Origin of the sequence: Rhodococcus sp. PD04, assembly GCF_035918275.1 — a bacterium.
Classification (GTDB): Bacteria; Actinomycetota; Actinomycetes; order Mycobacteriales; family Mycobacteriaceae; genus Rhodococcus; species Rhodococcus rhodochrous.
The window spans coordinates 1,108,886-1,127,520 of record NZ_CP142143.1 but is presented as its reverse complement, the minus strand read 5'-3'; the positions used below and the strand labels follow the sequence as shown (position 1 = coordinate 1,127,520).

Sequence of the window (18,635 nt, the reverse complement as noted above, 5' to 3'; positions counted from 1 at the left end):
CCACCATGACTGCGCCTGATTCCTCCCGCCCGGCCGCCGGCGATCCCACCCGCCCGCCGTTCTACGTCACGACCGCGATCGCGTACCCGAACGGCGCCCCGCACATCGGGCACGCCTACGAGTACATCTCGACCGACGCGATCGCGCGGTTCAAGCGTCTCGACGGCTTCGACGTGCGCTTCCTGACCGGCACCGACGAGCACGGTCTGAAGATGCAGCAGACTGCCGCGAAGGAAGGGATCCCGGTCACCGAACTCGCGTCCCGCAACTCGGACGTGTTCGAGGCCATGGACAAGCGGCTGAACATCTCGTACGACCGGTTCATCCGTACCACGGACGCCGATCATCTCGAGGCGAGCAAGGCGATCTGGCAGCGCATGGTCGACTCGGGCGACATCTACCTCGACACCTACGCCGGGTGGTACTCGGTCCGCGACGAGGCGTTCTACACCGACGGCGAGACCACGCTGCTCGAGGACGGTTCGCGGATCTCCACCGACACCGGCACCCCCGTGGAGTGGACCGAGGAGTCCACCTACTTCTTCCGGCTGTCGGCCTACCAGGACAAGCTGCTCAAGCTCTACGAGGAGCAGCCCGACTTCATCGCCCCGGCCACCCGCCGCAACGAGATCGTCAGCTTCGTCTCCGGCGGCCTGAAGGATCTGTCGATCTCCCGCACCACCTTCGACTGGGGCGTTCCCGTCCCCGATCACCCCGATCACGTCATGTACGTGTGGGTCGACGCGCTGACCAACTACCTCACCGGCGCCGGTTTCCCCGACACCCGGTCGGAGTCCTACCGCCGCTACTGGCCCGCCGACCTGCACATCATCGGCAAGGACATCACGCGGTTCCACACCGTCTACTGGCCGGCCTTCCTCATGTCGGCGGGCCTCGAACTGCCGAAGCGGGTCTTCGTCCACGGCTTCCTGTTCAACAAGGGCGAGAAGATGTCGAAGTCGGTCGGCAACGTCGTCGATCCGCTCGAGATGGTCGACCAGTACGGCCTCGACCAGCTGCGCTTCTTCCTGCTCCGCGAGATCTCCTACGGCCAGGACGGCAGCTACAGCCACGAGGCGATCGTCACCCGCATCAACGCCGATCTCGCCAACGACCTCGGCAACCTCGCGCAGCGCTCCCTGACGATGGTCGCCAAGAATCTCGAGGGCACCGTGCCCACGCCGGGCGAGTTCACCGCCGACGACGAGGCCATGCTCGCCCAGGCCGACGCGCTGCTCGCGAAGGTGCGCGCCGAGTTCGACTCCCAGGCCCTGCACCTCGGTCTCGAAGCGATCTGGCACGTGCTCGGCGAGACCAACCGCTACTTCTCGGCGCAGCAGCCGTGGGTGCTGCGCAAGACCGATCCCGAGCGGATGGCGACGGTTCTGTACGTCACGCTCGAGGTCGTTCGGATCGTGGGTCTGCTCGTCCAGCCGGTGATGCCCGATGCCGCCGCGAAGATCCTCGATCTCCTCGGCCAGGCACCCGAGGCACGGCAGTTCGACGCCGTCGCGACCCGTCTGGCTCCGGGCACGGCCCTGCCCGCCCCGGCACCGGTGTTCCCGCGTTACGTCGACGAGGACTGAGCGCCCGCCCGGCGACGGAGAGCGCTTCACCTGCATGTTCTCCGTCGCCATGCAAACCTGTCGGTGCCGTGCGCCACACTGCGGCGCATGCGCAGAGATAGAACACATGTTCGATCCGGTGGCCTGAACGAGCACTCCCTGCTCGCCGAGTTGGGCGGTGCCTACGAGCGGGGATGGCAGCCCGCCGACGTGCTCCACGTGACCGCCCGCTCGGGTGGGGCCTCCGACGTCGCACTGACGGCGGCCACGATGCTGTTCGACGCTCAGATCCGTCGCGCGGCCGAACGCGCCCCCGTCGAGTGGGTGCGGCAGCTCGACGAGATCGCCCGCCGGCACCCGCGTCCGGCCCACGCGGCCGGAGCCCCGACGCTGGCCGACGGTCTGTTCCGCGCGTGCCCCGACGTCACCCGCTTCGAGATCGAAGGGCTCGCCTTCACCTGGAAGTACCTGCCGTCCTTCGCGATCCTCACACCCCCGCCGTCGCGGTGGCCGTCGGTCCGGTCCGGCGACCCGTCTGCGCCCACCCCGCCCGACACCCGAATCCTCGAACGCATCCGGGCACTGCTGTCGAAGGCCGAGTCCACCGACTTCCCCGACGAGGCCGAAGCGCTCACCGCGAAGGCGCAGGAACTCGTCTCGCGTCACGCCGTGGGTGCGGCGCTGCTGGCCGGGCCCGACTCCGCCACCGACCCGGTCGTCGGCCGGCGCATCCACCTCGACAGCCCGTACATCCGGGAGAAGGTTCTGCTCCTCACCGCCATCGGCGACGCCAACCGCGTGCGCACGGTGTGGTTCACCCGGGTGCAGATCGCGACGATCGTCGGCACCGCCACCGACCTGCAGCAGGCCGAGATGCTGTACACCTCGCTGCTCGTGCAGGCCGGACGGGCCGTGCAGACGGTCGGAACGGCGGGGCGACGCGGATCGTCCGCGACCTCCTTCCGCCGCGCGTTCCTCACCGGCTACGCGCATCGGATCGGCGAGCGTCTCCGCGAGGCGGACGTCCGGGCCACGGCGCACGCCGCCGCCGACGCGCAGATGCCCATCACGAAGCTCGCACCGATCCTCGCCAGGCGCTCCGACGCCGTCGACACCGAGTTCCGGCGACTGTTCCCCGTCACCCGCGACTCGCGTAGCCGCGGGGTCGACGCCGACGGCTTCCACGCCGGTCGCGATGCAGCCGAGACCGCCTCGCTGACACCGGAGTCCCGCACGGTCGGTCGCTGACCCGGTCGATCACCGACGGGGTAAGCAGCTGGAGGCGGGCGTCGCAGGAATTCGTCTCGGCGTCGTGTCACATCCCCGCCACGAGCGGTGTCCTATCGGTGACACCACTTCCGACAAGCGAAGGGAACAGAGCGATGACGACGCAATTCCATGTGGTGGTCGTAGGGGCGGGCTACGCCGGAGTGATGACCGCGAACCGCTTGCTCGCCGAACATCCCGGGGTGGCGGTCACCGTCGTGAACCCGCGACCGGTCTTCGTCGAACGCGTCCGGCTCCACCAGGTGGCGGCCGGATCCGGAACCGCCACACACGAACTGTCCGATCTCCTGCACCCGCGAGCGACGCTGCACGTCGGCTCGGCCGTACGGATCGAGCCGCACGCGGTGTCCCTCGCCGACGGGACCGTCCTGCGGTGCGACGCGGTGGTCTACGCCGTCGGCAGCACCTCGGGTTCCGACACGATCCCCGGTGCGGAGAAGACGTTCGCCGTCGCCGACCTCGACTCCGCCACGGCTCTGCACGATGCGCTTCTCCAGGCGGACGATCACACCTCCGTCGTCGTGATCGGTGGCGGACTCACCGGCCTCGAGACCGTCACCGAACTCGCACAGTCGCATCCGCGGCACACCCACGTCCTCGTCGGAGATCCGGGCGCGGGTTTTCCCGCGAACACGCAGCGCTACATCCGCCGCCGGCTCGACGAACTGGGTGTGGAGGTCCTGTCGGGACGGCGGGTCACCCGCGTCGACGACGGTTCGGTCGCCCTCGACGACGGCGCCGAGATCCCCGCGACTCTCGTGGTGCGCACAGCAGGATTCTCCGTACCCGACCTGGCCCGTCGCAGCGGACTGCCGGTCGACGAGCACGGTCGTCTCCGGGTGCGCGACACCCTGCAGGCGGTCGACGGCACGCCGATCGTCGGAGTGGGCGACAGCATGCCGATCGTCGGCGTGGGCGACGCCGTGGCGGTGGAGGGCAACGACCACCTGCGCATGAGCTGCCAGGCCGCGATGCCGCTCGGCAGCCACGGCGCCGACACAATGTGGCAGCTACTGCAGGGACGCGAGCCGGCGCCGCTGTCGCTCGGCTTCGTCTCGACCTGCATCTCCCTCGGCCGCGATCGCGGCGTCGTGCAGTTGTCGGCACGCGACGACACCCCGTCGAGGTGGGCCGTGCGCGGACGGCTCGCAGCACCGGTGAAGGAAGCCGTCGTTCGTGGGACCATCCACAGCATGCAGCAGCAGGCGCGCGGACGTTCCCTGCCGACCCGACGCGGACCCGACACCGCCGCACGGGAGAAGGCGCACGTATGACGACCGGCGAGGATGTCTTCACCGAGCACCGGGGACTGCTGTTCTCGATCGCCTACGAGATCACCGGCAGCGTCGCCGACAGCGAAGATGTCCTGCAGGAGAGCTACATCCGCTGGGCCGGCACCGACACCGAGTCCGTCGACAATCCACGGGCCTACGCGGCGCAGATCGTGACGCGTCAGGCGCTGAACTCGCTGCGGTCGGCGCAGCGCCGCCGGGAGGACTATGTCGGGCCGTGGCTGCCCGAGCCGATCCTCACATCTCCCGACGCAGCCGACGAGGTCGAACTCGCCGAGTCCGTCTCCACGGCGATGCTCCTGGTTCTCGAGACGTTGACACCCGTCGAACGCACGGTCTTCGTGATGCGCGAGGTGTTCGGTTTCGAGTACCGGCGCATCGCCGAGACGGTCGACCGCACGGAGGGTGCCGTGCGGCAGATCGCGCACCGCGCCCGCGAGCACGTCCACGCCGGGCAGCGACGTTTCACTCCCGCAGGCGATGAGACCGAGCGGGTGGTCGCGGCGTTCCTCACCGCGGCCACCACCGGCGATCTCGACGGACTGTTGTCGCTGCTCGCCCCCGACGTGCGGTACCTCGCCGACGGTGGCGGCAAGGTCAATGCGGCCCGGGTTCCGGTCTTCGGCTCCGCGAAGGTCGCCCGCCTGTTCCTCGGACTGGTCCGGCATCCGCTGCCCGACATGATCATCGAGCCGGCCGTGGTGAACTCGATGCCCGGTTTCCTCGTCTACTCGGCCGGTGTCCTCGACATGGTGCTGCACCTCGAGATCGACGACCACCTGATCACCGGCGTCTACGTGGTCCGCAATCCCGACAAGCTCGCGCATCTCCGGGCTCGTCCCGATGCTTCCGAACAGGCATGACAAGCTGACGCCATGCGGATGGAACGACTCGGCCGCGGCGGCACCGTCGATCGCGTGCTCGGTGCACTCGCAGAACGCGCCAGGATCCTCGCGATCCCCGCCCCGGCGGCACTGTCGGGCGAATGGTTCGGGGCGGCAGCCGTGCTCGTCCCGTCCGTGTCCGTCGAATCCGTCCCACCGGCGGAGGTCTTCTCCCTCCCCGCGGACGCGCCCGAACCCGGGGGTGACGACCGGCCGCTCATCGGAGGCGGACGCATCGGTTATCTCGCCTACCCGGATCGCATCCCGGACCGACCCGCGCTGCCCCTCGCCGCGAGCGGGTGGACCGACACCGTCCTGCGTCTCGACGCCGACGGGTGCTGGTGGTACGAGACCCTCGGTACCGCACCCTTTCCCGACGATCTCGCCGCGGCGGTCCTCGATTCACCGTCGACCGCCGCCCCGCCGACGAACGCCACAGAGTCGACGAACGCCACGGACTGGCACATCGACTGGACACCACCATCGCGCGACGAGCACCGTCGCGGCGTCGAACGCTGTCTCGACGCGATCCGCGCCGGCGAGGTGTACCAGGCGTGCGTGTGCACGCGGTTCACCGGCCGATGGGACGGCGATCCGCTGGCGTTCTTCGCCGACGGGATCTCCCGGACGGCCCCTGCGCGCGCCGCCTACCTGCAGGGATCGTGGGGTGCAGTCGCGTCGCTCTCGCCCGAACTGTTCGTCTCCCTCCACGGCGACACGCTGCGGTCGAGTCCGATCAAGGGAACCCTCCCCCTCTCCGCCGACCCCGCCGGGCTACGGGCATCGGTCAAGGACGTCGCCGAGAACGTGATGATCGTCGATCTCGTCCGCAACGATCTCGGCCGCGTCGCCGAGACCGGTTCGGTGCGGGTCGAGGATCTTCTGACCGTGCGTCCCGCACCCGGCGTGTGGCATCTGGTGTCCACCGTCGCGGCGGAGCGGCGACCGGGTGTGACGGTCGCCGATGTGCTCGACGCGGCGTTCCCGCCCGCATCGGTCACGGGCTGCCCGAAACTCCGCGCCCGGACGCTGCTCACCAGGTGGGAGGGTTCCGCGCGAGGTGTCTACTGCGGCACCGTCGGCATGTCGAGCCCGATCGCCGGCACCGAACTGAACGTCGCGATCCGCACCGTCGAGTTCGGGCACGACGACAGCGGCAACGGCGTGTGTGCGCTCGGTGTGGGAGGCGGCATCACCATCGACTCCGATCCCGACGCGGAATGGCAGGAATGCCTCGACAAGGCCGCCAGCATCCTCACGCTCGGCGACGCGCGGGCAGCCGTTCAGCACACCTCGTCGGGAGGCGACGGCAACTCGTAACGGTCGAGGACCTCCTCGAGTCGCACCGAGGTGGAACGGCAGATGCGGGCCACGACGGCATCGGCATCGAGCCCCCATGTGCGGAGCAGACCGTCGCCACCGGCGGCGACGATGGTGCCGTCGGGCGCGAAGGTCACCTGCCATCGTCCCGTTCCCATGTCGGTGACCGGGCCACCGATCTCGTGCATGCCGCCCGGGTCGGCGACGTCCCACAGACGGACGGTGCCGTCGTCGCTGCCGCTGACCGCGCGGGTGCCGTCGGGGGTGATGGAGACGGAGTAGACCGTGCCGGTGTGGCCGCTCAACCTGGTCTCGCGGGCGACGAAGTCACCGGACTCGGTGCGGTCCCAGACCACCACGTCGTGGTCGTCCCCGCCGGTCACCAGCACATCGCTCGATCCACCGAAGGCCACGGTGTTCACTCCGGTGGAGTGCCCGTCCGAGACGTTCACCCGCCGCGGGGAGCGTGGATCGGTCACGTCCCAGGCGTAGATCTCGCTGTCGGCGCTCGTGACCACGAGACTTCGGCCGTCGGGGCTGATGGCGGCACTGCGCACGAGATTCTTCGGTCCCGTCAGCGGCCGGCCCCACGGCACCGGTTCGGCAGGATCCGCGATGTCCCACAACTGCACCGAGAAGTCGTCGGCGCCGGTCACGAGGGTCGTGCCGTCGGGTCCGAACGCCAGGGCGGAGGTGAACCTCGTGTCGAGCGGCACCGGATCGCCGAACGGCTTCGGGGTCGCCGGATCGCGCACGTCCCACAGTTGCACGCTGCCGCCGGACGTCGGTGCCGTGGCCAGGATCGTGCCCGACGGCGAGAGCGCACACACGTACGCACCACCGAGCGGACGCGGCAACGCGATCCCACCGGCGCGGTTCCAGTCGCCGCCCTGACCCACCCGCCAGAGCGTGACATCCGGTCCGTAGCTGCCGGTCGCGACGAGGGCACCGGCACGATCGATCGCCGGCCTGGTCAGCGCACCGTCGGCCACCGCCACCCTGGTCCGGGGCATCGTCCACACCCGGACGTTGGAATCCTGTCCGCCGGTGACGACGGTGGTTCCGGTCGGGCTCACCGCGAGCGTCGGGACACCGCCTCCGTGCCCGGTCAGCGGCGGGCCGATCTCGTCGAGGGTTCGCGTCGACGGGTCGACGTCCCACAGTTTCGCGGTGCCGTCCCACGACGCGCTCGCCAGCGTGCGTCCGTCGGGGAGGAACGCGATGTTCCAGACACCCCCGGTGTGGGCGTTCGTCGGCACCCCCAGCGGGCGGGCCGCGCGCGGATCGGTGGTGTCGAACAGGTGCAGCACACCGTCGTCGCTGCTCGCCGCGAGGATCGTGCCGTCGCCGTTGAAGCTCACCGAATGGGCCACGTCGCCGAAACCGGTGAGCGGCTCGCCGAGCGGCACCGGCCGCGAGGGCGTGCTCACGTCCCACAGCCGGACGGTGCGGTCGTCGCTGGACGTGGCGAGGACCTGCCCGCCGGGACGGAAGGCCACCGTCCGCACACCACCGTCGTGCTCGTCGACCAGGGTGACGGGGAACCGGCCCGATCCGGGATCGGAGGTGTCGACGAGTGCGACGTGCCCGTCGTCGTAGGGCACGGCGAGCACCCGCCCGTTGGGTGAATACCGCACGTTGTGCACGGCGCCGTCGGCGTAGACCTGCCGGTCGAGCACCACGCGCGGCGCGGCACGGTCGGACGCGTCGTAGATCCACACACCGCCGTCACCTGCCCCGATCGCGAGGAAACGGCCGTCGGGGCTGAACGAGACGGACGCCATGTACTTCGACGACAACTGCAACGGCTCGCCCACGGCGGACGGTTCGTCGCCGTCGAGTGCCCACAGGCGGACGGTGCCGTCGTCGCTCGCCGACGCGAGGGTGGACCCGTCGGGGGAAACGACGACGCCGTAGACCGGCCCCGTGTGTCCGCTCAGTGTGTAGGCGAGGGGCACGGCCTGGCTGGCGATGAGCCTCGAGTACGCGACCGGGCTGTCGGGCTGGAGTTCGGCCGCGACGAGCGCCAGGTTCGCCGAGATCGTGGGGTCCTCGTCCCGCAGGGAGTCGGACAGCGCGACGATCTGCTGGAACTGCGCGGTGCTCCGTGCCGTCTCGGCCCGGCTCTTCGCGTCCCAGGCCAGTCCGGTCATGACGAACGCGATGATCGTGGACAGCGCCATCGCGGCGATGCCGACCCGCCGGGTCCGGGTCTCGCGGGCGATCTGCCGGCGGGAGGCGTCGAGGAAGGCCACCGCGGTGGGACTGAGCGCGACCGGCCCGCGCCGGTCCTCGGGGGTGCCCGCCATGGCGAGGTGCGGATTCTGCTCGGACACGACGTCCATGCGTCCGCGCTGGTAGAGCAACTCGCGGTTGCGTCCGGAGCCGAGCCAGGTCGACGCGTCGGCCTCGATCTGCTGTCGCAGGGCGGCACCGGCGCGGTCCTGCTGGATCCAGGACTTGAGTCGGGGCCACGCGTCGATCACCGCATCGTGGATGAGTTCGACATAATCGGCGTCGACGACGAGCACACGTGCCGACACGAAATGGTCGAGGACGCGCTTCGACGCGTCGCGATCCTCCCCGCCCACCGCCAGCAGTTCCTTCAGCGACCGCGCGATCTTGACGTCCGTGCCGGTCGTGGTGACGTACACCAGGTGGACGAGCATCGAGCGGGCACGGGCACGGTCGGAATCGTCGGCGAGACTCTCCCACGCCCGTTCGGCGCCGGCGGCGACGGATCCGCGGACCCCGCCGGTCGCGCGGTAGGCGGCGACGGTGAGCGTGCCCCCGCTGCGCTTGTCCCACAGGGAGTCGAGCAGGTGGGACAGCAGGGGAAGCTCGGTGCCGCTGATCTCACCATCGGCCAGTCCGGTGAGGTCGTGGAGGATGAGGTCGACGAGACCGGGTTCGAGGCGGACCCCCACGAGTTTGGCGGGCGCGGTGATGACCTCGACGAGATCGTCGCGGTCGAGGGGCTGGACGGTCTTGGTCCGCCGTTCGAGGGCCCGGGCGAGCACGGGGGTGGCCACTGCCTGGTCGTAGAAGTCCGACCGCATCGTCGCGACGACGAGGGCGGGCGCGTCGCCGTCCGAACCGGTCGACGCCGTCTCGAGCAGGGTGAGGAACTCGGTGCGCAGAGCGACGTCGCTGCACTGGGTGAACAGTTCCTCGATCTGGTCGACGACGATCAGCAGTAAGGACGACGACGTACGGGAGGTCGCGGCACGCAGGGCCGCGTGGACGGCGGTGTGGTCGGCGGGGTCGTCGACGTCGGCCAGTTCGGGGAGCGCGTCGACGAGTCGTGCCACCGGGTCGGTGCCGGGGGTGAGGACCACCGGGTGGCAGTCCGGCGCGGAACACAGCTGCGGAATGAGACCGGCCTGCACTAGCGAGGACTTGCCGACGCCGGAGGCACCGGTCACCACGACCGGGCCCTGCCCGTGGGAGGCCGTCACCACGTCGGCGAGGGTCCGCACGCTCTGGGCGCGCCCGAAGAACAACCGGGCGTCGTTCTGCCGATAGGAGGCGAGTCCCTTGTAAGGACGGATCCCGGGCGGCACCGATACCGATGCCGATTCCTTGGTGCGCGGAGCGTTCGCCTGGCCGCGCGCGGCCTTCCACCAGTTCTCCCACTGCTTCAGGGAGTACAGACCGGGGGCCGGCGGTTCGGCGTTGAGCTCCCGCGCCGCGCGGATGAGGACCACGAGCACCGGATGCACCGACTCGAAGTTGGCCGGCATCCGGTTGCCGCTGCGCCAGTCGCTGACCCGCTGGACGGAGACGGTCCGGTCGCTGCCCACCGCCCGGGCGACGGTCGCGGCATCCGAGACGACCTTCTTGAGGGCGGGGCGACCGGCTGCGGCGAACAGCATCCGCAGTTGGTCGGCGAAGAACTGACGCTGCGCCGAACCAGGCTTTCCGCCGGTCTCTGACATCCGTTCCGCGCCCTTCGTGCTCCCGTTCCCCGCCTGCAAACATCCGCTGCGGAAAAATTCCTCACCACGTCTGAGCAGGGATGATACCGGTTCCGCGCCGGTCGGTATTTTTCGTCCCCATCAAAGGCGGGGAAGAGTGGTGACCACGCAAGGTTCGGCCTTGCAGTGTGGGGCGGGGGCCTCCACGCCGATAGGGACTGACGAGGGGTAGTTCCGGGTCGGCGTGGAGGCACGCTCCGCAGACGTTCGAGGGCCCCGCATTGCGGGGCCCTTTCCCGTTTCTTCCGGTTACTTGACGGTGTCGGGATCGTCCGTCGCGACGACGGGGCCGTTCAGCAGGTACGGGTCGCGATCGAGGTAGGCCTTCGTCTCCCGCGCGATCAGACCCGACAGCACCAGCAGACCGATCAGGTTCGGCAGGGCCATGAGGCCGTTCATCACGTCCGAGAAGTTCCAGACCACCTCGAGCTGGGTGGTGGCACCGATGAACACCACGACCACGAAGATCGCGCGGTAGGGCACCACGCCGCGGCGACCGACGAGACGCTCGACGCACCGCTCGCCGTAGTACGACCAGCCGAGGATCGTCGAGAAGGCGAAGAAGACGACCGAGATGGCAACGATCCAGTGACCCCAGTCCCCACCGAGGCCGTCGGCGAAGCCGGCCGATGTCATCGCGGCGCCCTGCTCGCCGGACTCCCAGGCTCCGGTCGTGATGATGACCAGACCGGTGAAGGTGACGACGATGATCGTGTCGATGAACGTCTGGGTCATCGACACCAGGCCCTGACGCACCGGGTGGGTGGTCTGGGCGGCCGCGGCGGCGATCGCCGCGCTGCCCATGCCCGACTCGTTCGAGAAGATGCCGCGGGCCACGCCGTAGCGCAGAGCGATCATGAAGACCGATCCGATGAAGCCGCCGGTGGCCGCCGTGCCGGTGAAGGCATCGGTGAAGATGAGCGCGAAGGCGTCGGGGATCTGCGTGAAGTTGACAGCGAGAACGATGATGCCGGCGCCGACGTAGAGGAGGATCATCGCGGGCACGAAGCCGGCGGTGACCCTGCCGATGGACTTGATGCCGCCGAGCAGGACTGCCGCGGCGAGCACGGTCATCACGATGCCACTGAGCCAGGTGGGCACACCGAAGGTGCCGTCGAGCTGGGTGGCGACGGTGTTGGCCTGGGTCATGTTGCCGATGCCGAAGCTGGCGAGCACGGCGAACACCGCGAACAGCAGGCTCAGGACGAGACCGGCCTTGTTGGGGATGGCGCGGGCGAGGTAGTACTGCGGACCACCGCTCTGCTCACCCTTGGCGTCGGTCGTGCGGTACTTCACGCCGAGGAACGCCTCGGAGTACTTGCTGGCCATGCCGACCAGGCCGGTGACCCACATCCAGAACAGCGCGCCGGGCCCGCCGAAGTAGATCGCGGTGCCGACACCGGCGATGTTGCCCACGCCCACCGTCGCGGCGAGCGCGGTGGTCAACGCCTGGTACTGGGAGATGTCCCCTTCGGTGGCTCCGGGATCGTGGCGGGTGATCAGACCCAGCCGCAGCGCGGGCCACAGCTTGCGGAACTGGATGCCCTTCAGTCGAACCGTGAGCACAAGGCCCGTACCCAACAGCAGCGGGATGAGCAGGTACGGCCCCCACACCACCCCACCCACCTCGACGAGGAAATCGTTCACCGAATCCATCCGCGTCCTCCTGATCGTCCGAAGCCCCCGACAGCGTCCGACCGGCCGGTGCCGGTGACGTCTGCGCTCGGGACCCGGCAGAGTCTAGGCTTCCGTGGCACGCAGTGTCCCCGGACCCCGCGGCGCGTCCGATATGCGTTCTTCTCGATCGGTGGGCGGCAGGCCTCGTCAGTCGCGACGCGCTTCCAGCACCGCGTCGTACAGTTCGCGCTTCGAGACCGTCGCACCGGACGACTTCGACGCCGCTTCGGCGACGACGGCGCAGGCGTCCTTCAGCCGCATCCCGTCCTCGACCTTCCGTTCCACCTCGTCGACGAGGTCGACGGGGTCGGTGGCCACGGCAACCGCTCCTTCGAGCACCACGGTCATCTCACCGCGCGCGCCCTCGACGGCCCACTCGGCGAGTTCGGCAAGCGTGCCGCGGCGCACTTCCTCGTAGGTCTTGGTGAGCTCGCGGCAGACGGCGGCGCGACGGTCACCGCCGAGCACGTCGACGGCGTCGGCCAGACACGCCGCGAGCCGGTGCGGTGCCTCGAAGAACACCACGGCGCGAGGCTCGTGGACGAGCGTTCCGAAATACGCGCGTCGCTGGCCCGGCTTGCGGGGTGGGAACCCGTCGAAGCAGAACCGCTCGACGGGCAGGCCCGACAGGGCGAGGGCAGTGGTGACGGCCGACGGACCGGGCAGGCAGGTCACCGGCAGACCGGCCTCGACGCACGCCGCGACGAGCCGGTAGCCGGGATCGCTCACCGACGGCATGCCCGCGTCGGTGACGAGCAGGACGGTGCGGCCCTCCTCGATGTCGGTGACCAGGCCCGGCAGCCGCGACACCTCGACCTGGTCGTAGAAACTCACGACCCGCCCGGTGATGGTGACGCCGAGCGCCGCGGCGAGTGCCTTGGTGCGCCGGGTGTCCTCGGCGGCGATGACGTCGGCGGTGCCGAGGGCGTCGCGGAGACGCGCCGAGGCGTCACCGATATCTCCCATCGGAGTGGCGGCCAGCACGAGCCGGCCCTCTCCCGGATTCGCGCCCTGGACCGGTTTGGCTGCCTGCATACGGCTCAGCCTACGATCGGAACGTGACCGTGACGGACCGCAGCCCTTCACAGGCCCCCGGCCGTGGTCCGTCGGCAGCGCAGGATCGTCGCCTCATCGGTCCCGGCCCGTTGGTGCCCGGACCCGAGCCCCTCCCCGGAGATCGGGCGCGTGGCTGGATCGTCACCGCCTTCGTCACGGCGCTCGCTGCGATCACGCGGTTCACGATGCTCAACTACCCCACCGATGCGAAGACACCGGTGTTCGACGAGAAGCACTACGCACCGCAGGGCTGGCAGGTGCTCACCGGCGGCTGGATCGAGGACAACCCCGGCTACGGGCTCGTCGTGCATCCGCCCGTCGGCAAACAGATGATCGCGCTCGGCGAGGCACTGTTCGGCTACACCGCGTGGGGTTGGCGTTTCTCGGCCGCGGCGGCCGGCGTCGTGCTCGTCCTGCTGGTCGTGCGGATCGTGCGGCGGCTGACCCGCTCGACGATGCTCGGCGCGATCGCCGGTCTGCTGCTCGTCGTCGACGGGGTGACCTTCGTGTCGTCCCGCCTCGGCATGCTCGACATCTTCCAGGCGGTCTTCGTCGTCGCCGCCTTCGGTTGCCTGATCGTCGATCGCGACGACGTACGTGCCCGCATGGCGAAGGTGCACGCCGAGGGCCGTGTCCTCGACAGCGTGTGGGGTCCGCGTTTCGGTGTGCGCTGGTGGCGCTTCGGCGCGGGCATCCTGCTGGGTCTCGCGGTGGGCACCAAGTGGTCGGGTCTGTACTTCATCGCGTTCTTCGGGCTGATGTCCGTGGCCTTCGATCTTGCGACGCGTCGCGCGTACCGGGTGCAGCGACCGTGGGTCGGGACGGCCCTGCGCGACATCGGCCCGGCGTTGTACGCCCTCGTGCTCGTCCCGCTCGGGGTGTACCTGTCGACCTACTGGGCGTGGTTCGCAAGCGAGACCGGCGTCTACCGTCACGCGGTCGGCTCGCGGATCGGCCACGACGGGATGTTCTCGTTCGTGCCCGACGCGCTGCGATCGCTCTGGTACTACAGCGCGAGCGTCCTCGAGTTCCACTCCGGCCTGACGAATTCGGCCGGCAACCAGCATCCCTGGGAATCGAAGCCGTGGACGTGGCCGATGGGCCTGCGTCCGATGCTGTACTACTTCGCCGACGGCGAGCGGATCAGCGGATGCGACGCCGAGCAGTGCGTCAAGGCCGTGATGCTGATCGGAACGCCGGCACTGTGGTGGGTGTCGGTGCCGGTGCTCGGATGGGGACTGTGGCAGCTGCTCGTCCGCCGCGACTGGCGGTGGGCCGCGGTGCTCACCGCATACGGCGCGGGGATCCTCCCGTGGTTCGCGAGCCTCGACCGGCAGATGTACTACTTCTACGCGGTGCCGATGGCGCCGTTCCTGGTGATGGGTGTCGCGCTGGTGATCGGCGACATCCTCGGGTCGCCGCACGCCTCGACGGAACGGCGCACGACCGGGCTGCTCGTGGTGTGCCTGTACGTCGGGCTCGTCATCGCGAACTTCGTGTGGTTGTGGCCGATCCTCACGGCGCTGCCGATCACCCCGGAGCACTGGAACGACCAGCTGTGGCTCCCCAGCTGGCGCTGAGCGGAGCGCAGTCGCTCGTTCCGAGGAGAGCTCAGTTGGGTTCGTCGAGCACGCTGCCCTCGGGCAGCTCCACGTCGCGGTCCCTGTCGGAGCCGTAGCGGACGCCGTCGAAGCGGCGCGCGAATCTCTCGTCGACGACCGTGAGGAAGCCCTTGAGTCGCTGGAGCAGCTCGGACAGGTGGCGGGGCACGAACGGATCGCCGAGCAGATCGACGGTGGCGACGAGCCGGTCCTCGACGAGCACCACCTTGATGTGCGGCCACGTCCGGTTCAGTTCGGTGAGCTCGGCCAGCGCGTGGCTGCGACCGCCGGCGGGTGCGGCTCCCGGGTTGTCGTCCTCGGGGATCGCGTGCAGCAGCGGGGCCCACAGCCTGATGCTGCCGTCGTCGTCGATCACAACGAAGACCACCTGGGAGTCGAGGACCACGACGAAATCGCCGTCGGCGTCGACCGGCACGGGACGCCCGAGGGCGTGCGCGAGCGCATCGCTCACACGTTCGCGGAGGTCGCCGAGCGCTGAGGGCGGGTGTGCCTGCAGGAAGGCCGGATGCGGCACCTTCCCGCGACCGCGCAATACCGACACGATGTGCCGGGCGAGCATGTCGGCCTCGGACACAGGCCGTGTGACCGGCTCGGATCCGGTGACCTCGATCGTGGCGTGTCCGCCGGCGCTCGCGAGCACCCGTACGCAGGCCGCGGGCCCCGAGGCGGTCTCGGCGTGCAGTTCGAAGGCGTCGGATCCGGTGAGTTCGGAGATGCGCCGGGCCAGCTGCGAGGCGTAACGGGCCCAGTCGCGGTCGAGGGCCTCGTCGAATCGGTCGGTGTCGGTCACGCGCACTCCTCTCGAAGAGCAACTGCCGGGCAGGCGACACCGTACTCGGGGTGGGCGACAACTCACCGCAGGCACGCGGCGTCGTGTGTCACCCGTGATGCCGTCGTCCGGCCGCCGCCCACACCGCGACCCGCGACCCACGTTCGAGGATGTCGACGATCGCGAATCCTGCCCGTGCGAGAACGGTGCTCACCGTCATCGAGACGGTTCCGGTGTCCTCCCCCGGCCCCGCCCCGTCGATCACCCACAGTTGTCCGTCGTCGGTCAGCAGCGGCGCGAGGGCGGCCGCGGCGGCGGTGTCCTCGCGGAGGTCGGGGATGTCGAGTGCGTAGATGCGGTCGAACTTCTCCCGCTGCGCGAACTCGTGGGCGCGGGTCACCGAGGGTGCCACGCGCACGCGGCCGTGGGGGCCGACGTGCTCGGCGACCACGGCGGAGGCAGACCCGGCGTCGATCGCGAGGACGGACGTGCCCGGACACGGATCGAGGACGTCGAGCAGGAACTCGACGCCCTCGATGCGGGACCGTTCGGTCATTCGACCTTGCGCAGTGTCCGTTTCCTGCGCCCGCCCGTGATCAGGGGGTCGCGCTGCAGATCCCGGTACAGCGACACGCACAGGCCGATCATCACCAGAAGGAAGGGGGCCGCGGCGATGATCGTCATCGTCTGCAGGGCGTTGAGGGCTTCCTCGCCGCCGCTCCACAGCAGCAGTGCCGCGACACCGCCGGTGAGTCCGCCCCAGAAGACCACGACGCCACGATTCGGCGCGAGGGTGCCGCGTTGACTGAGGCTGCCCATCACCATCGACGCGGAGTCCGCTCCGGAGATGAAGAAGATGGCGATGAGGAGCATCGCGACGACCGTGGCGATGCCGGTGAGCGGGAGGTTGCCGAGCACCCCGAACAGCTGCCCTTCGACGCTGTCGGCACCCGCGATGTCCAGGCCGTCCAGTTGCTGTCCGATACCTGCGCCGCCGAACACCGAGAACCAGATGAGGCTGACGAGGCTCGGGACGAGGATGACGCCGACGATGAACTCGCGGATGGTGCGGCCGCGGCTGATGCGGGCGAGGAACATACCGACGAAGGGCGCCCACGAGACCCACCACGCCCAGTAGAAGATCGTCCAGCTCGACAGCCACTCACCTGCGGCCTCGTTGGAGGCGGCCGTGCGCGCCGACATGCGGGCGAACTCCGCGGCGTAGGCACCGAGGGTGGTGGGCACGAGGTTGAGGATGAAGACGGTGGGTCCGAGCACGAACACGAACATCGCCAGGATCGCGGCGAGCACCATGTTGATGTTCGACAGGTACTGGATGCCCTTGGCGACACCCGTGACCGCGGACGCGATGAACGCGAGCGTGAGCAGTGCGACGATCGCGACGAGCAGCATCACGCCGGCCGTCTCGAGCCAGCCGGTGACCTCGAAACCCGAGCCGATCTGCAGCGCGCCCAGGCCGAGCGACGCCGCGGTGCCGAACAGGGTCGCGAACAGGGCGAGGATGTCGATGACCTTGCCGAGCGGACCTTCGGCCCGGCGTCCCAGCAGCGGGATGAACGCCGAGCTGATGAGCTGCTTGCGACCCTTGCGGAAGGTGCCGTACGCGATGGCCAGACCCACCACGGCGTAGATCGCCCAGGGATGCAGGCTCCAGTGGAACATCGAGGTCGCCATCGCGACGCCGGTGCCGCCGTTGCTGCCCGGTGGTGGCTCGACGAAGTGCGAGAGCGGTTCGGCGACACCGAAGAACATCAGGCCGATGCCCATACCGGCGGCGAACATCATCGAGATCCAGCTGACGGTGCGGAACTCCGGCTTCTCGTCGTCCTTGCCGAGCGGGATGCGGCCGTATCGGCTCACCGCCAGCCAGAGCGCGAAGAACACGAATCCGCTCGCCGTGAGCACGAACAACCAACCGAACTCGACGACGATCCAGTCGAGGATGTTCCCGGTGACGGTCCCGAAGTTCTCGGTGGCGGCCAGACCCCACACCACGATCGCCGCCACCAGCGCGGCAGCGACTCCGAAGACCACCTTGTCGGTCTGCGGCGGATGCGCCGCGGACGCGGCTACTTCAGAAACACCGGCGCCCGAGACCTCGTCGATCTCCTCGGACCCGGGCCGATCACCAGGGACGTTCATGCGAACAAACCTTGCAAGTTTCGGGCGCCTGCGGAGCGGAATCGCCGAACCCGAGAAAACCATCACATTTCGGACGCGACATGCATACTCTGCGCGATCCTGCAGATGGGCAGGTCAGCCCGCCCGCAGGGCGGCCGAGACGAATTCGAGGATCTCCTCGTCGGACATCCCGAGTGCCCTCACCTCCGCGACGTACTCGTTGGTGGATCGCTGGGCCCGCGTGCGGGTGGGATCGCCCGTGTCGGCGACGAACGTCCCAGCCCGCCCGCGGGCCTCGAGCACGCCCAGCTTCTCGAGTTCCCGATAGGTCTTGGCGACCGTGTTCGGTGCGATGCCGAGGGTGTCGGCGAGGCCCCGGACGGTGGGCAGCTTCGAACCTGCGATCAGCTCACCATCGTGTACCAGCTCGACGATGCGCCGGCGCAGTTGCTCGAACGGCGGGACGGGCGAGTCGGGATCGATGGTGAGGTCGAGCATTCTCGCAGGTTATCAGCGCTCGGTGACCTTGACGGGCGCTTCGGCCGAGGGCGCGTCGGCAGGGGCGTGGTTGTAGCTGCCGGTCTCGAGCAGGTCGCGGATCTGGATGAGCAGATCGGTCTCGCTCAGCGGCTCGTCCTCGGGCTCCTTCTCCGGCGCGAAGCGGGCCTTGGCGGCATTGACCGGCACGATGAGCACGAAGTAGACGACGGCGGCGATGATGAAGAAGTTGATCGCCGCGGAGATGACGGCACCGAGGTTGACGAAGGTCGCGTCGTTCGACGAGAGCAGGCGGAAGCCGAAGCCCATCTCGTTGTCGCCACCCACCGCGGCGACCAGCGGGTTCACGATGTGATCGGTGAACGCCGTGACGATGGACGTGAACGCCGCGCCGACGACCACTGCGACGGCGAGTTCGACGACGTTTCCGCGCAGCAGGAAATCCTTGAAACCTTTGAGCATCGTGCTCCGTGCCTTTTCTGAGAGAGAATTCGAAAAACTTCAGGGCGCGAAAATCGTAATAACGCTTCCCAGCAGCTTCAACAG

Annotated in this window: 14 protein-coding genes; 6 read left to right on the top strand and 8 right to left on the bottom strand. The window is 69.2% G+C overall.

The genetic code is table 11. From position 1 onward, the window contains the following. Nucleotides 1-5 precede the first annotated feature (5 nt). The 5 genes from metG (at nt 6) to U9J23_RS05320 (ending at nt 6,348) form a co-directional block, all read left to right on the top strand. Complete coding sequence (metG, locus tag U9J23_RS05340; protein WP_106200494.1) at nt 6-1,586, top strand: methionine--tRNA ligase; 1,581 nt, start codon at nt 6-8, stop codon at nt 1,584-1,586. A gap of 87 nt (nt 1,587-1,673) precedes the next feature. Further along, the gene (locus tag U9J23_RS05335) at nt 1,674-2,813 is read left to right on the top strand and encodes a DUF2786 domain-containing protein (RefSeq protein WP_272267706.1); all 1,140 of its coding nucleotides are present in this window, start codon (nt 1,674-1,676) and stop codon (nt 2,811-2,813) included. 134 nt (nt 2,814-2,947) lie between these two features. Beyond that, nucleotides 2,948-4,126, top strand: a complete 1,179-nt coding sequence (locus U9J23_RS05330) for an NAD(P)/FAD-dependent oxidoreductase (protein WP_326601743.1) — start codon at nt 2,948-2,950, stop codon at nt 4,124-4,126. Continuing rightward, nucleotides 4,123-5,007, top strand: a complete 885-nt coding sequence (locus tag U9J23_RS05325) for an RNA polymerase sigma-70 factor (RefSeq protein ID WP_326601741.1) — start codon at nt 4,123-4,125, stop codon at nt 5,005-5,007. The genes U9J23_RS05330 and U9J23_RS05325 overlap by 4 nt, the downstream gene beginning before the upstream one ends. Nucleotides 5,008-5,019: 12 nt before the next feature. Then, nucleotides 5,020-6,348, top strand: coding sequence for an aminodeoxychorismate synthase component I (locus U9J23_RS05320; RefSeq protein WP_106200498.1), 1,329 nt, complete (start codon nt 5,020-5,022; stop codon nt 6,346-6,348). Here U9J23_RS05320 and U9J23_RS05315 read toward each other — a convergent pair. The 3 genes from U9J23_RS05315 to rsmI form a co-directional block, all read right to left on the bottom strand. Continuing rightward, a complete protein-coding gene (locus U9J23_RS05315; RefSeq protein WP_326601739.1) occupies nt 6,312-10,286 on the bottom strand; it encodes an nSTAND1 domain-containing NTPase in 3,975 nt (1,324 codons plus the stop codon). The genes U9J23_RS05320 and U9J23_RS05315 overlap by 37 nt on opposite strands. A 288-nt stretch (nt 10,287-10,574) precedes the next feature. After that, nucleotides 10,575-11,981: an alanine/glycine:cation symporter family protein gene (locus U9J23_RS05310; protein ID WP_059381660.1), complete on the bottom strand. Its 1,407-nt coding sequence runs from the start codon at nt 11,979-11,981 to the stop codon at nt 10,575-10,577. A 168-nt stretch (nt 11,982-12,149) separates the two neighbouring features. Continuing rightward, nucleotides 12,150-13,037, bottom strand: a complete 888-nt coding sequence (rsmI, locus tag U9J23_RS05305; protein ID WP_326601736.1) for a 16S rRNA (cytidine(1402)-2'-O)-methyltransferase — start codon at nt 13,035-13,037, stop codon at nt 12,150-12,152. A 23-nt stretch (nt 13,038-13,060) separates the two neighbouring features. Between rsmI and U9J23_RS05300 the strand changes: the two genes are divergently transcribed. Continuing rightward, the gene (locus U9J23_RS05300; RefSeq protein WP_442802267.1) at nt 13,061-14,638 is read left to right on the top strand and encodes a dolichyl-phosphate-mannose--protein mannosyltransferase; all 1,578 of its coding nucleotides are present in this window, start codon (nt 13,061-13,063) and stop codon (nt 14,636-14,638) included. A 31-nt stretch (nt 14,639-14,669) separates the two neighbouring features. Here U9J23_RS05300 and U9J23_RS05295 read toward each other — a convergent pair whose 3' ends face one another. From U9J23_RS05295 to mscL, 5 genes are all read right to left on the bottom strand, one after another. Then, the gene (locus tag U9J23_RS05295; protein WP_326601734.1) at nt 14,670-15,470 is read right to left on the bottom strand and encodes a T3SS (YopN, CesT) and YbjN peptide-binding chaperone 1; all 801 of its coding nucleotides are present in this window, start codon (nt 15,468-15,470) and stop codon (nt 14,670-14,672) included. Between the two features lie 88 nt (nt 15,471-15,558). Beyond that, nucleotides 15,559-16,005, bottom strand: coding sequence for a hypothetical protein (locus U9J23_RS05290; RefSeq protein WP_326601732.1), 447 nt, complete (start codon nt 16,003-16,005; stop codon nt 15,559-15,561). Continuing rightward, a complete protein-coding gene (locus tag U9J23_RS05285) occupies nt 16,002-17,612 on the bottom strand; it encodes a BCCT family transporter (protein WP_230823572.1) in 1,611 nt (536 codons plus the stop codon). Before U9J23_RS05285 ends, U9J23_RS05290 begins: the two co-directional genes overlap by 4 nt. Nucleotides 17,613-17,726: 114 nt before the next feature. Then, entirely contained in the window at nt 17,727-18,089 is a 363-nt protein-coding gene (locus U9J23_RS05280; RefSeq protein ID WP_060652127.1) for a GntR family transcriptional regulator, read from the bottom strand. Nucleotides 18,090-18,101: 12 nt separating this feature from the next. Beyond that, nucleotides 18,102-18,551 carry a large conductance mechanosensitive channel protein MscL gene (gene mscL / locus U9J23_RS05275; RefSeq protein WP_059381667.1) on the bottom strand — a complete coding sequence of 150 codons (450 nt, stop codon included), beginning with the start codon at nt 18,549-18,551 and terminating at the stop codon, nt 18,102-18,104. Nucleotides 18,552-18,635 lie beyond the last annotated feature (84 nt).

Bases quoted from the DNA above. Each gene is read 5' to 3' on its own strand.
- U9J23_RS05285 (WP_230823572.1), bottom strand. From the start codon at position 17,612: ATGAACGTCCCTGGTGATCGGCCCGGGTCCGAGGAGATCGACGAGGTC.
- U9J23_RS05310 (WP_059381660.1), bottom strand. From the start codon at position 11,981: ATGGATTCGGTGAACGATTTCCTCGTCGAGGTGGGTGGGGTGGTGTGG.
- U9J23_RS05320 (WP_106200498.1), top strand. From the start codon at position 5,020: ATGCGGATGGAACGACTCGGCCGCGGCGGCACCGTCGATCGCGTGCTC.
- U9J23_RS05335 (WP_272267706.1), top strand. From the start codon at position 1,674: ATGCGCAGAGATAGAACACATGTTCGATCCGGTGGCCTGAACGAGCAC.
- rsmI (WP_326601736.1), bottom strand. From the start codon at position 13,037: ATGCAGGCAGCCAAACCGGTCCAGGGCGCGAATCCGGGAGAGGGCCGG.
- U9J23_RS05325 (WP_326601741.1), top strand. From the start codon at position 4,123: ATGACGACCGGCGAGGATGTCTTCACCGAGCACCGGGGACTGCTGTTC.
- U9J23_RS05280 (WP_060652127.1), bottom strand. From the start codon at position 18,089: ATGCTCGACCTCACCATCGATCCCGACTCGCCCGTCCCGCCGTTCGAG.
- U9J23_RS05315 (WP_326601739.1), bottom strand. From the start codon at position 10,286: ATGTCAGAGACCGGCGGAAAGCCTGGTTCGGCGCAGCGTCAGTTCTTC.
- U9J23_RS05290 (WP_326601732.1), bottom strand. From the start codon at position 16,005: ATGACCGAACGGTCCCGCATCGAGGGCGTCGAGTTCCTGCTCGACGTC.
- mscL (WP_059381667.1), bottom strand. From the start codon at position 18,551: ATGCTCAAAGGTTTCAAGGATTTCCTGCTGCGCGGAAACGTCGTCGAA.
- metG (WP_106200494.1), top strand. From the start codon at position 6: ATGACTGCGCCTGATTCCTCCCGCCCGGCCGCCGGCGATCCCACCCGC.
- U9J23_RS05330 (WP_326601743.1), top strand. From the start codon at position 2,948: ATGACGACGCAATTCCATGTGGTGGTCGTAGGGGCGGGCTACGCCGGA.